Source organism: Rhodococcus sp. MH15 (genome assembly GCF_019266045.1).
Classification (GTDB): domain Bacteria; phylum Actinomycetota; class Actinomycetes; order Mycobacteriales; family Mycobacteriaceae; genus Rhodococcus_F; species Rhodococcus_F qingshengii.
Map to the genome: position 1 here is coordinate 747,868 of NZ_LPNP01000080.1, position 12,879 is coordinate 760,746.

Sequence of the window (12,879 nt, forward strand, 5' to 3'; positions counted from 1 at the left end):
TGCCGGGCACTAGGTAGCGGTGGTGTCAGACTTCTCGGATGAACGAATCGACGAAGTCGGCGCACCGCCGCACTGCGTGGACGTCGGAGAAATGGCAGCTAGCCACCGACATCCCGTTGACCGCTGCGGCCTGCCTTTTCTTGGTGGCGTACGCGTACCAAGTGCTGGCGCAACCGACGGGCCTTCCACATCGTCTGACCGAATGGACGATGTGGGCTGCGTGGGTCGTTTTTGCCGTCGACTACGCAGTTCGCCTGTGGTTGGCACCTGCCCGCGGTCGCTGGTTCGTCAGGCATCTCTTGGACTTGGCGATGGTGGTGTTGCCCATGCTGCGTCCGCTGCGCCTACTTCGGTTGGTCACACTGCTTGCGATAGTTCACCGCTCGAGCGGGCAAAGCTTGCGTGGACGGGTGGTTATTTACGCCACTGGTGCCACGGCCTTGCTGATCGGTGTCGCGGCGCTGGCCATGCTCGATGCCGAGCGTCACGCGCAGGGCGCTGCCATCACGTCGTACGGAACGGCATTGTGGTGGGCGATGGAGACGGTCACGACCGTCGGTTACGGAGACATGGCGCCCGTTACCACGACCGGGCGCATGATCGCCGGAGCATTGATGATCGGCGGAATTGCGTTGCTGGGCATCGTGACTGCCACACTCGCTTCCTGGTTGGTCGAGCGCGTGGCGGAACAGGACGAGGCATCCCAGGCCGCGACGCGTAAGCAGGTGGCGGACCTGTCCGAGGAAGTCCGAGCCTTGGCCACCCGCACGCACCGAGTCGATCTCGCGTCCGTCGATACCGATTCGCTGCGTCGCGAACTGGCGTCGAGGGGAGTCGTGGCGCAGCATGCACCTTCGGACAATTGACCCGCAGTACAGCAAACAATAGAACGATGGTCTGATAATCTTGCGTGATGGTGGCGACCCACGGATTTCAGCGCGCGCGCAGGCCTGAGCAGATCGAAGCGCGTCGGTGCGCGATTCTCGATGCGGCCCGCGCGATGCTCGGGTCCAGGCCCGTCGCCGACATCAGCCTGCGTGAGCTCAGTGAGAGCGTCGGACTGGCGAAGTCGAACGTGCTTCGCTACTTCGACAGTCGCGAAGCCATCTTTCTCGAAGTGCTCGACGAGAACTGGGTTGCGTGGTTGGACGGGTTGTCCGAGTCGTTGACCCCGACCGGTGACGACTCGCCGTTCGCCACTGAAATCCATGTGGCATCGACGGTTGCGGAATCGCTTGTCGCACAGCGTTTACTGTGTGAGTTGATGAGCGTAATGGCAGGTGTCCTCGAAAGAAACATCTCCGTCGACTTCGCCCGTGACTTCAAGAAGCGGGCAACGGTCAACTCGGGAAGGTTTGCGTCGCTGATTCATTCGCAATTGCCTCACCTCTCGGAGGGCGACGCGGCTCAATTCGCCAAGGTAACCCTGGTGATTGTTGCAGGCTTGTGGCCGACTGCCGAGCCTGCCGAATCCATGGTCGTCGTACTGAACGAGATGCAGGCGCCCCCTGCTGCCGACATGTTCGCAACCGGCCTACGTGAAGGTCTGATCAATCAGCTCGTCGGGCTGTCGGCGCGAGCGGCAACCCGAACGAGCTGAGCCCGTTCAGGCGCTGTGCAGCGTCAGGACGGTGATCTCGCTCGGTGCGAACACGCGGAATGGTGGACCCCAGAACCCGGTTCCGCGGCTTGTGTACAACTGCGTGCGGTCGCCGTGACGGGTGAGCCCGTGCACCGAAGGTTGATCGAGTTTGACCAGAAAGTTGAAGGGCCAGATCTGTCCGCCGTGGGTATGACCGGCGAGCTGCAGATCCACTCCCGCGGAAGCGGACTGAGTTACCTGCTTCGGTTGATGGGCGAGCATCAGGATCGGCAAATCGGGGTCGGTGCCGGCAAGGGCCATATCGAAGTTCGCGCCGTGACCGTCGAGCTTCGATCCCAGAGCGGTGGCGTCGTCGACTCCGGCGATGACCAGGTTGTCGCCGCCCTTGGTGACGACGAGGTGCCGGTTGTGCAGGGCATCCCAGCCGATCGAGGTCATGTAGTCGAGCCACTCCTGAGCCTCGTGGAAGTACTCGTGATTGCCGGTCACGTAGACGCGAGCGAGCCCGGCTTCGACCGATGCGAGGGGGGTGGCTTGGCCGAGTCGCTGCTCTACCGTTCCGTCGGCGATGTCACCGACGTGGGCCACGATGTCGGCGTCGAGATCGTTGACTGCCGCGATGACGCGCTCGGACCACTTCTCGCGATTGATCGGCCCGAAGTGGGTGTCGGTGATCGCGACTACCCGAAGTTTGTCCATCCGCGCACCAAGGCGGGGGATGGTGACGTCGACCTGCTTGATCCGTGGCAGTCTCATGGCTTCCCGGTAGCCCCAGATCAGCAGAAGGGCCGAGATGATCAGTGCCGCAACGGCGACGATCCTCGATCGAAGCGGGTCATCCACGCCGCCGACGAGCAATCCGAGCCTCAGGACTTCACCGAGCAGGGTCCACACGAACACGACCCAGATGATTCCGAGGAGGGCGTCGCCGACCAGGCGAACTGGATCGCGGTCAGTGTGTCCGTGGCTGAGCATCATGGTGGCAGGCAGGGTGATCAGGAGGGCGGCAAATAGAACGGTGCCGAAAACTGCCACCGCTGTCGGCCAGTCCGGCCGGACGAACAAGCTCCACCACGGGTACACGAACAACAGAGCCAAGATCGACGCGACAATCGCGGATATGGCAACGATCCGCAACGGTCTGCGGCGCGGAACTCGAGCGACGTCGGTCGCCTGGGGTGTAGTCACCCCGTCCAGAGTAAAGGTCCACTGGTCTATTAACAAGGGGACGGTGGTCCGCTATCGGAATGTCGGTGTTCTCGGATAGGTTTCCGAACATTGAAACTCGGCCAGTGATCAGGTGGGTGGCGTATGGAGAAGTACGACGTCAAGAAGGCATACAAGGATCTCTATTCCCCCGGGCGCCGCGATTTTGCCCTCGTGACCGTCCCGCGCTTCGGCTACTTCGCCGTTGACGGTCACGGTGATCCCAACACTGCCACCGAGTACTCCGAGGCGCTCGAAGCGCTGTATTCGGTGTCCTACGCGACCAAATTCGCGAGCAAGAAGGAACTGGATCGCGACTTCGTCGTGGGCCCGCTGGAAGGGTTGTGGCGGGCAGATGACCCCGAGGTGTTCGTGACGCGGGACAAGTCGTCGTGGGATTGGACGATGATGATCTCGCAACCGGAGTGGATCACGGAGACCGAACTGTCTGCGTCGATTGACGCAGTCCGGGCCAAGGCAGTGCGGGCCAAGAAGGAGATTGCCGCTCTCGACAAGGTCAGGTTTCTCGAGTTGGAGGAAGGTCTGTCCGTCCAGATTCTTCACGTCGGCTCGTACGACGACGAAGCTCCTACCCTGGACCGGCTGCACAACACGTTCATCCCGTCGAACGGCCTGAGCTTCAACGGCGATCATCACGAGATCTATCTCAGCGACGCTCGCCGTACACCGCCCGAGAAACTGAAGACGGTTCTGCGTCAGCCTGTTTCGAGGTAGCAATCAGGGCTCGAGGCCGCGCAACTTCTCGAGGTCGCGTCGCTCGCGTTTGGTCGGTCTGCCGGCGCCACGATCACGTCGCGGAATGGACGCGATCAGTTCGGGCGGTGGTGGGGGCGGCGAATTGTCCTGCAGGCAATCGGCGGCCAGCACGGCGCTGACTCGCTTCGTGATCGGCTTGACCACGACGACGATGCGCTCGATGCCGGATACACGCACCCGCACCTCGTCGCCGGCTTTCACCTGCTGAGCCGCCTTTGCCGACGTTCCGTTGACCCGAACGTGTCCCGATCGGCAGGCGGTCGCCGCCTGCGAGCGTGTTTTGAACAGCCGAACCGCCCACGTCCAGCTGTCCACGCGGACACTGATCGCGTCGGAGGGGAGTTGGGCTGGCACGCACTCCAGCCTACCGACGAGTGCTCACAGACCCTGCGCGCGGATGCCCGAGTAGGCGCGCGGTGCATACCGCAGTCGTAACGGCAGCAGATGCCAGAACCGATCTGTCAATGTCAGGAAGCGGACGAACCAGAAGTACATCCGTTCGTCGCGCGGCGTCCATTCCCATCCGAGAGTTTCGCGCGCCTTCTCCGGCATCAGTGCCTTGCCGATCCAGTTCGCCACGGCCATCGTGGGGCGAGAGCTAAGACGCCACAGCCACGTCGGAACCTTCGGAGCCGGTGCGATGTCGTGCTCGGCGATGCGCGTCGACCATTTTGTGGTGTGGGTGTTGATCAGGTGGTTGTCGAGCATGTCTTCCCAATACGTGCGGAAGCTGGCGTAGTCGTCGAAAGCCGGTCGGTCGGTGAGTCCGTAACAGCGCCAACAGGTTACGGCCTCACGGACAAGCTGGTCCTTCTGCTCCGCCGTGAACTTCTTGTACGCGAATCGCTCGTTGAAATCGAGTATCACCTCGAAGAACGTGACGTGTGTCCACCAGAAAGTGTCAGGAGCGAGGGCGTGGTAACGCCCGCCGGTTTCGTCGATTCCTTTGAGATCGGTGTGGAAGTTGCGAACGAGCGTGCCTGTGCCCTCTTCGGTCCGGTCGTACACGACGCCGTAGATGGGCGGCAGTGAGCGGAACAGCCGGTCGAGCGGGTTGTCGAAAAAATTCGAATGATCCTGCAGCGCTCCACTTACCGCGGGATGCATGTTCTGCAGCGTGCCTGCGCGTCCGAGATACAGCAGACCGCGAACGTCGCCGAAGTGTGTCCACGTCAGGGAACCGGGGCCGATCGGATCGGCTCGTAGTTCCCGGGGCTCTGGTCGCGCCTGGGGCTTAGGTCGACGAGTATCGGTGTCCGGATCGCTGCTCATCTGGTTGACCCTCCGCCTGCGCTCATGTGACAACGGTTGTTGTCAAATGATGACTTTTGCTGCGCCGCGCGAATTTGTCAATGGATTCGGCTAGATCTGCCCGAAAACAACTCCGGCCCCTCACCTGCAACAGGTGAGGGGCCGGAAGAGTGAAGCGGTCGGACTCAGGCGTATTCGTAGAAGCCGCGACCGGTCTTCTTGCCGAGGCGACCGGCGTCGACCATGCGGCGAAGCAGCGCCGGCGGAGCGTAGTGCGGTTCTGCGAATTCCGCGTACAGCGACTCCGCTGCTGCGAGAGCGATGTCGAGACCGACGGTGTCGAGCAGCGTCAGCGGGCCCATCGGGTAGCCGCAGCCGCCCTTCATCGCCTCGTCGATGTCTTCTGCTGTGGCGTAGCCGGATTCGAGCATCCGGACAGCCTGGCACAGGTACGGGATGAGCAGAGCGTTGACGATGAAGCCCGAACGGTCGCCCGCGCGAACCGTCTTCTTGCGCAAGGTGTTCTTGGCGTAGTCGGTGACGGCGAGAACGGTCTCTTCGGACGTCGTCAGGCTGACCACGATCTCCACGAGCGGCATGACCGGCACGGGGTTGAAGAAGTGAACGCCGACAACCTGGCCGGGGCGCGAGGTGGCCTTGGCGATCTTGATGACGGGGATCGACGACGTGTTGGTCGCCAGAATGCCTGCAGGCTTGACGATCTTGTCGAGCTTGCCGAAGATCTCGTACTTGAGAGCTTCGATCTCGGGAGCAGCTTCGATCACCAGATCGCGATCGGCGAACTCTTCCATGTCCAAGGTGACGCGGACGCGTGCGATCGCGGCGTCGGCTTCTTCCTGGGTGATCTTGCCCTTGGCGACGCCGCGGTTGATCGACTTGGCGATCCGTTCGCGGGCAGCGGCGGCAAATTCTTCTTTGGTTTCGAGCACCAGTACCGAGCTACCGGCTTTTGCACAAACTTCGGCAATGCCGGCACCCATGGTGCCGCCGCCGATTACGCCTACGAGTTCCACAATTCTCCTCAAAAATTAGGGGCAAGCCCCTGTGCGCCGTTCCGGTAGTCAGAACTACCAGAAAGGCGCACAGGGGCGCGAAGTGCCTTACTTCAACAGCGCACGCGACATCACGACGCGCTGAATCTGGTTGGTGCCTTCGTAGATCTGCGTGATCTTGGCGTCGCGCATCATGCGCTCGACCGGGAAGTCGGTGGTGTAGCCGGCACCACCGAACAGCTGCACGGCGTCGGTGGTGACCTCCATGGCAACGTCCGAAGCGAAGCACTTCGCCGCAGCGGAGATGAAGCCGAGGTTCTTCTCGCCGCGCTCGGCGCGTGCTGCGGAGGTGTAAACCATCAGACGTGCGGCTTCGACCTTCATCGCCATGTCCGCGAGCATGAACTGAACAGCCTGGAAGTCGCTGATGGACTTGCCGAACTGCTTGCGATCCTTGGTGTATGCCAGAGCCGCGTCGAGTGCGCCCTGGGCCAGGCCGACAGCCTGAGCACCGATGGTGGGACGCGTGTGGTCGAGGGTCTCGAGTGCCGTCTTGAAGCCGGTGCCCGGTTCGCCGATGATGCGGTCGCCGGGGATGCGGCAGTTCTCGAAGTACAGCTCAGCGGTGGGGGAGCCCTTGATGCCGAGCTTCTTTTCCTTCGGTCCGACGACAAAGCCCTCGTCGTCCTTGTGGACCATGAAGGAGGAGATGCCGTTTGCGCCCTTGTCGGGATCGGTGACAGCCATGACGGTGTACCAGGTGGACTTGCCGCCGTTGGTGATCCAGCACTTGGAGCCGTTGAGGATCCAGTCGTCGCCGTCAGCCTTTGCGCGGGTACGCATCGAAGCGGCGTCGGATCCGGCTTCACGCTCGGACAGTGCGTACGACGCCATTCCGCCGTTGACGAGGTCCGGGAGCACCTTGGACTTGAGCTCTTCGGAACCCTTGAGGATCAGGCCCATGGTGCCGAGCTTGTTCACAGCGGGGATCAGCGAGGAGGAGCCACAGACGCGGGCGACTTCCTCGATGACGATGCAGGTGGCGACGGAATCGGCGCCCTGGCCGTCGTAAGCCTCGGGAACGTGGATGGCGTTGAAGCCGGACGCGTTGAGAGCGGTGAGCGCTTCCTCGGGGAAACGTGCGTTCTCGTCGACGTCCTTGGCGTACGGCGCGATTTCCTTCTCGGAGAGTCCGCGGATAGCAGCCCGCAGTTCGTCGTGCTCTTCGTTCAGTGCGAAGAGATTGAAATCCGGGTTTCCTGCCATGGGAACGCTCCTTGGTGAAGGTGGCTTGAAGGCGGTCGGTGCGGCTCCGGCGTTACCAGCGAGATTCGCGGACAGACCGGTGCCCATGACCCCAGTCAAACACGGCACTGAGTGCCAGGTCAAGGGATGGGTGTGTGAAGTTTCGGTGCACGAGCAGTGTCAGCCGAGTTGTTCGTGGATTTTTCTGCTGATCTCATCAGCGGACGTGCCCGGGGGAAAGGCTACTACCAGCACGGACTTCGATTCTGGCGTGCTGGTCTTGGACCCGGGTGCCACGCCGTACGTCCGCCGAACGTCGAGCAATGCCTGACTTAGTGCGTCAGCTGTGGCGTCCTCGTCGCCTTTGATCATGCTTCGCAAGAGGTAGTTGTGGCACGCGGTGACAGCTGCGGCAAAACCGACAACCTCGAGGACAGGTTCGCGGGGCACAGCGCTGCGCAGGTAGTCGACGAAGAGGCGCTCGTAGCGGAATCCGGTGACGAGTTCGCGGTCGCGAAGAGCCGGAACATGCTGTACGACGCGGTATCGCCGCATCGACAGGTCTCGGTTCCTGCGGAAGAAATCGAAGACCAGTCCCGCGGCCTCGCACACGGACGCCCAGGGGTCGGCGGAATCGGACGCGAGGAACTCTGCGACGTGTTCGAGGAGGGACTCGTGATCGGCGAAGATCACGTCTTCCTTGGAGCGGAACTGCCGGAAGAACGTCCGACGCGACACACCGGCGGCAGCGGCGATCTGCTCGACGGTGGTGGCTTCGTACCCGTTCTCCGAGAACAACCGGATCGCTTGAGACGCGACGTGTACCCGAAACTGTGCGGGGTCAGTTCCGGGTACATCGGAGCGCTCGGTCATGGATGCAAGTATCCAGGTTTCGTCGGCGTCAGTTGTCGGCGCGTAGCTGGAACTTGAGAACCTTGCCGGTGGGGGTGCGAGGAAGGTCGAGCGGGAAGACGATGTCGCGGGGAACCTTGTACCCGGCCAGCAAAGTGCGGGTGTGCTCGACGATGTCTTCGGCGGATGCCTGTAATCCCTTGCCCAGCACCACGAATGCCTTCGGGCGCTCGCCCCACTTCTCGTCCGGAACGCCGACGACTGCCACGTCGATCACCGCGGGGTGACTCATGATCGCCTGCTCGACCTCGACGGTGGAGATGTTCTCGCCGCCTGAGATGATGATGTCCTTCGCGCGGTCCTTGAGCTGGATGTATCCGTCGGGATGCATGACGCCGAGGTCGCCGGAATGGAACCAACCACCGGCAAATGCTTCGGCTGTCGCGGCCTCGTCGCGGTAGTACCCGAGCATCACGTTGTTGCCGCGGAGCACGATCTCACCCATGGTCTGGCCGTCGGCGGGGACGTCGTTCATCTCGGCATCGACAACGCGAGCATTTTCGGCCTGCACCATGCCGACTCCCTGCCGCGAGAGAAGTGCGGCGCGCTCGGACTGCGGCTTGTCGTCCCAGGCTTCCTGGTATTCGCAGATCGTGTAGGGGCCGTACACCTCGGTGAGGCCGTAGACGTGAACCACGGTGACACCGATGTCTTCGAGTTTTCCGATGATCGTCGGTGACGGGGGAGCGCCGGCGGTGGTGATGCGCAAGGCGTCGACCTTGTGGGCCTGGTCTGCGTCGGCGATGGTGGAGCAGACGGTAGGAGCGCCGCACAGATGTGTCACGCCCAGATTGTCGATGGCGTCCCAGATCGCATCGGCGCGGACCGCGCGCAGGCAGATATGTGTGCCCGTGGCCTGAGTGACGGCCCACGGCGTGCACCACCCGTTGCAGTGGAACATCGGCAGTGTCCACAGATACTTCGTCGCTCCGTCGAAGCCGTTGTGGAATGTCTCGCCGAGCGAGTTCAGGTACGCCCCGCGGTGGGAGTACATGACGCCCTTGGGTTTTCCGGTGGTACCCGAGGTGTAGTTGATGGCGATGCACTGCTGCTCGTCGTCGACGCCCCAGTGCAGTGGCTGATCGGAGAGAGCTTCGCCTTCGGCAATCAGATCGGCGTACTGCCCGGTGACGATTCCGGTGGGAACGTCCGGATAGGGGACGGTGGAGTCCGGGATCTCGACGATCTCACGCAGGCTCTCCACGTTTTCCTTGGACGAGGTGACCGAACCGACGAATTCGGAGTCCACGAACAGGATCGTGGTTCCCGAGTGATCGAGAATGTATTCGAGTTCGGGACCGGCGAGGCGTGAGTTCAGGGCGATCAGGACCCCGCCGGCGAGGGGGACGGCAAAATGCGCGAACAGCATCTCGGGTACGTTCGGCGCCAGGTACGCGACGCGGTCACCGGGCTGAATGCGTTCACGCAGGACGCGGGCCAGAGCCGCGACCTCGTCACCGAACTCTCGGTACGAGTAGGTCCGGTCGCCGTGAACGACGGCGGTGCGCTCGGGGAACACCGCGGCGCTGCGCTCGAGAAAGCGCAGCGGACTGAGCGGGGTGTTGTTGGCTGCGACAGCTGTCGGGACAGACACGGTTCCTCCGAAGGCGACGTGGCACGGTTGGTGTCACGATAAGTGTGATCGGCACTACAAATGGCCTGGATGCACGCTATTGCCCAGCCAAAGGTGCCGCTACCCTCTGAATTGGGTACGTGGAGGTGAGAGTGAGCAGGGTACTGAGACCGAGCGACGACGACGCGTTGCGCGCCGAACTGCGTCGGCTGCACCCCAAAACCGAGTTGCCGGTTCTGTTCGGCGGCTGCGTCAGCGACCGGTCGCTGACCATCACCGGTCACGTCGGCACGCGCAGCAACATCCTGCGAAACCTGCGGATCGACGCCGAATGCGGACTCGGCGGTCGGGCGATCGCAGAACAACGACCGGGCGCGGTCCAGGACTACGCGAACTCGTCGCACATCACTCACGACTACGACTACGAAGTGGGCACCGAAGCGATCGAATCCTTGATGGCAGTCCCCATCGTCGTACGCGGGGTTACTCGCGGAGCGATCTACGGAGGACTGCGTGCCAACCTGCCGATCGGCGACGTGATCGCAGAGACGATGATGCGATCGTCGTACGCGTTGGCCCGAGAATTCGAGATTCGCGACGAAGTGGATCGTCGGGTGGCGATGCTCGATACCGCTGCGGTGGAACATGGTTCGAACCGCGATGCCCAGATATCCGAAGGGTTGACCGAGAGCGTCCTGGCGCTCGGCGAGATCGCGGCGAACCTCGAGGACATGGCTCTCAGCGCGCAGGTCCTCGCGGTCGAGGCAAAGTTGCGGGCGTTGGCGTCGCCGAAACCTTCCGCGAACACTCCAGTCGCGAACACCGTTGTCCTGTCGCCACGCGAGCGGGAGGTGATGGGGTACGTCGCTCTCGGACTGCGCAATGCCGAGATCGCCGAGAGGTTGTCCCTGAGCGTCGAAACGATCAAGACGTACATGAGGAATCTGATGGGAAAACTCGACGTCCGCAGTCGTCACGAAGCGGTCGTGGAAGCGCGGCGGCAAGGTTTGATTCTGTGAGGGCTTGATTCTCTGATCGGTCCCGCCAAGCGGAATTTCGGAACTGCGTCGCCACTCCGGTTGATATGACGGACCTCACTATCGGCAGAGTTCGACACGAGTGATGAGGGCATCGATGCAGGATTTGTTCGACAACAACGACATGACCGGCCTGGCCGAAGCGATCAAGAGCGGCGACGTCTCCGCCAAGGAAGTCCTCGAGTTCAGTCTGGACAGGCTCGACGAGCGCAACCCGGCAGTCAACGCGGTGATCAGTGAGCGCCGAGAGGAAGCGCGCAACGAGGTATCAGGCGGCCTGCCGGATGGTCCACTGCAGGGCGTCCCGTTCGTGATCAAAGACCTCGGCATGGACGTCGCAGGATTGCCGAGCACCAATGGATCTCGATTGTTCGCCGACGCTGTGGCAGAAAAAGATTCGACGCTCGTCGAGCGCTACCGCCAGGCTGGTCTGGTTGTCATCGGCAAGACGAACACCCCGGAGTTCGGCAAGAACGCGAGTACCGAACCTGCGCTGTTCGGACCCACCCGTAACCCTTACGCCCTTGATCGTTCGCCCGGCGGATCTTCGGGTGGCACGGCTGTAGCTGTTGCCGTCGGGATCGTGCCAGGCGGGCATGCCAGCGACGGTGGTGGATCGATCCGTATTCCCGCATCGGCCTGCGGCCTGGTAGGCCTCAAGCCGAGCCGAGGACGTACTCCGACGGCACCGGCGCGCACGCTCTTCTCGTCGCCGATGAGTGTTCATCACGCGCTCACCCGAAGTGTCCGCGACACTGCGTTGCTTCTCGATCTGTCCGCCGGGCCGACAGTGGGCGATCCTTACGTGATCCTGGCGCCGAAGCGGCCGTACATCGAGGAAGTGGGTGCCGATCCCGGACGGTTGCGGATCGGTCTGAGTAACGCTCTTCCTGACGGCACACCGGTGGACCCGGAGTGCTCGGCCGTCGCGACCGGTGTTGCCGGCCTGCTCGAAGAACTCGGTCACGATGTCACCGAGAGTGCCCCGAACTTTCCGCTCGATGCGCTCACTGCCGGGCTTTCGGTGTTGATGGGCATTCCGATGACGATCGAGGTCGACGAACGACTCGACGCCCTGAACCGCGCGATCCGCGACGACGACCTCGAGCCGATGGCGCGGATGATCTACGACCGCGCGAAGTCCGAAAGTGCGACGAACGTCGTCAAGGCGCTGCAGGAACTCGAGCGGGCCGCCCAGGTGATCGGTGCGTTCTTTGTCGATCACGACCTGTTGCTGACTCCGACGATGGCTCGGCCGGCAGCTCCGCTCGGTCTGCTCGATACGGCGAATCCTATGTCGATCTGGGAGCATTCGGCCGGGTACAGCGGCTTGACCAGTCCGTTCAACAGTTCAGGTCAGCCGGCGATTTCCTTGCCGATGGGTCATGACTCGGCCGGCGTTCCGATCGGCGTGCAGTTGGTCGGCGCGTTCGGCCGTGAAGATCTGCTGATTCAGGTTGCGTCGCAGCTCGAAACAGCCCGTCCGTGGTCCATTGCGCCGGTGTGGCCGCCGGTCCCGGCGTAGCGCGCGGTCGTCCGAGCCGGGGAGGACGTCAGGCGATGATGCGAATCGGCCACTGGCCGTTCACATCTGCCACGTCCCTCCCTTGGCTGAGAAGGTACTCGGCGAAATCGCGTTGCCGCTCGGCGTGCCAATCGGCTTGATCGACCATGAGATCGAGCCCCAGGATGTCGGGGAACCGCACGGCCAACTCGCGGGCCAACGCTGCCGCAGCTTTGGCATCGGCCTCGGCTTCGTGCGCCGACTCCAATGAAATTCCGTAGTGCTCGCACACGGCCGCAAGCGTTCGCTTGCCCTTGCGGAACGTATCCATCGCCCGATCGATCACGTACGGATCGATCACCAACCCCGGAACGAATGCAGGCTTGCCGATGCGCAGACCCTCGGCATGCATGACCGTCAGATCATAGGAGGCATTGAACGCCACGACGGCGTGATCGCGCGCCCAGGAATTGTGCAGAGCCTCGCGAATCTCTTCGTAGCCCTCGGAATAATCCTGGCCGTGTTGCGCCGCGAACTCGGTGCTGATGCCGTGAACAGCCGAGGCGCCGGCGGGGATGTCGACGCCGGGATCGAGTAGCCACGTGCGTGTTTCGACACTCGAACCGTCGATCACCGCGACGCAGGCACTGACGATACGAGCGGTCGACGGATCCCGCCCCGTGGTCTCGAGGTCGAACGCGCAGATCGGGCGATCGGACCAGCTACTCATCGGGGGCCTTTCGGTGCAGAACGTCATG

At 62.7% G+C, this 12,879-nt stretch carries 13 protein-coding genes; 5 read left to right on the forward strand and 8 right to left on the reverse strand.

Going from position 1 to position 12,879, the window contains the following annotated elements:
- Positions 1-38 precede the first annotated feature (38 nt).
- Together ATN37_RS26450 and ATN37_RS26455 are read left to right on the forward strand one after the other, a co-directional pair.
- A complete protein-coding gene (locus ATN37_RS26450; protein WP_007731350.1) occupies positions 39-866 on the forward strand; it encodes a potassium channel family protein in 828 nt (275 codons plus the stop codon).
- 47 nt (positions 867-913) lie between these two features.
- On the forward strand, positions 914-1,600 hold the full coding sequence (locus tag ATN37_RS26455) for a TetR/AcrR family transcriptional regulator (protein ID WP_007731351.1): 687 nt from the start codon (positions 914-916) through the stop codon (positions 1,598-1,600).
- Positions 1,601-1,606: 6 nt separating this feature from the next.
- On the opposite strand, the gene ATN37_RS26460 is transcribed toward ATN37_RS26455, so the two are convergent.
- A complete protein-coding gene (locus ATN37_RS26460; RefSeq protein WP_218695810.1) occupies positions 1,607-2,791 on the reverse strand; it encodes a metallophosphoesterase in 1,185 nt (394 codons plus the stop codon).
- Positions 2,792-2,914: 123 nt separating this feature from the next.
- Between ATN37_RS26460 and ATN37_RS26465 the strand changes: the two genes are divergently transcribed.
- Positions 2,915-3,544: a GyrI-like domain-containing protein gene (locus ATN37_RS26465; RefSeq protein WP_007731353.1), complete on the forward strand. Its 630-nt coding sequence runs from the start codon at positions 2,915-2,917 to the stop codon at positions 3,542-3,544.
- Between the two features lie 3 nt (positions 3,545-3,547).
- Here the strand turns inward: ATN37_RS26465 and ATN37_RS26470 are convergent, their stop codons facing one another.
- The 6 genes from ATN37_RS26470 to ATN37_RS26495 all read right to left on the reverse strand — a co-directional run bounded on the left by ATN37_RS26470 (position 3,548) and on the right by ATN37_RS26495 (position 9,601).
- Positions 3,548-3,940: an RNA-binding S4 domain-containing protein gene (locus tag ATN37_RS26470; RefSeq protein WP_029256216.1), complete on the reverse strand. Its 393-nt coding sequence runs from the start codon at positions 3,938-3,940 to the stop codon at positions 3,548-3,550.
- Between the two features lie 24 nt (positions 3,941-3,964).
- Complete coding sequence (locus ATN37_RS26475) at positions 3,965-4,858, reverse strand: oxygenase MpaB family protein (protein WP_218695812.1); 894 nt, start codon at positions 4,856-4,858, stop codon at positions 3,965-3,967.
- Positions 4,859-5,022: 164 nt separating this feature from the next.
- Positions 5,023-5,871: a 3-hydroxybutyryl-CoA dehydrogenase gene (locus ATN37_RS26480; protein ID WP_003940434.1), complete on the reverse strand. Its 849-nt coding sequence runs from the start codon at positions 5,869-5,871 to the stop codon at positions 5,023-5,025.
- An 87-nt stretch (positions 5,872-5,958) separates the two neighbouring features.
- Positions 5,959-7,116 (reverse strand): acyl-CoA dehydrogenase, encoded by a 1,158-nt coding sequence (locus ATN37_RS26485; RefSeq protein ID WP_003939784.1) that lies wholly within the window; start codon positions 7,114-7,116, stop codon positions 5,959-5,961.
- 159 nt (positions 7,117-7,275) lie between these two features.
- The gene (locus tag ATN37_RS26490) at positions 7,276-7,968 is read right to left on the reverse strand and encodes a TetR family transcriptional regulator (protein ID WP_003939674.1); all 693 of its coding nucleotides are present in this window, start codon (positions 7,966-7,968) and stop codon (positions 7,276-7,278) included.
- A gap of 28 nt (positions 7,969-7,996) precedes the next feature.
- On the reverse strand, positions 7,997-9,601 hold the full coding sequence (locus ATN37_RS26495) for an acyl--CoA ligase family protein (RefSeq protein ID WP_218695814.1): 1,605 nt from the start codon (positions 9,599-9,601) through the stop codon (positions 7,997-7,999).
- A gap of 131 nt (positions 9,602-9,732) precedes the next feature.
- Between ATN37_RS26495 and ATN37_RS26500 the strand changes: the two genes are divergently transcribed.
- Positions 9,733-10,599: a response regulator transcription factor gene (locus tag ATN37_RS26500; protein ID WP_030535167.1), complete on the forward strand. Its 867-nt coding sequence runs from the start codon at positions 9,733-9,735 to the stop codon at positions 10,597-10,599.
- Between the two features lie 115 nt (positions 10,600-10,714).
- Positions 10,715-12,142, forward strand: coding sequence for an amidase (locus ATN37_RS26505; protein WP_003940167.1), 1,428 nt, complete (start codon positions 10,715-10,717; stop codon positions 12,140-12,142).
- A 28-nt stretch (positions 12,143-12,170) separates the two neighbouring features.
- On the opposite strand, the gene ATN37_RS26510 is transcribed toward ATN37_RS26505, so the two are convergent.
- On the reverse strand, positions 12,171-12,851 hold the full coding sequence (locus tag ATN37_RS26510) for a 3'-5' exonuclease (protein WP_003940028.1): 681 nt from the start codon (positions 12,849-12,851) through the stop codon (positions 12,171-12,173).
- Positions 12,852-12,879 lie beyond the last annotated feature (28 nt).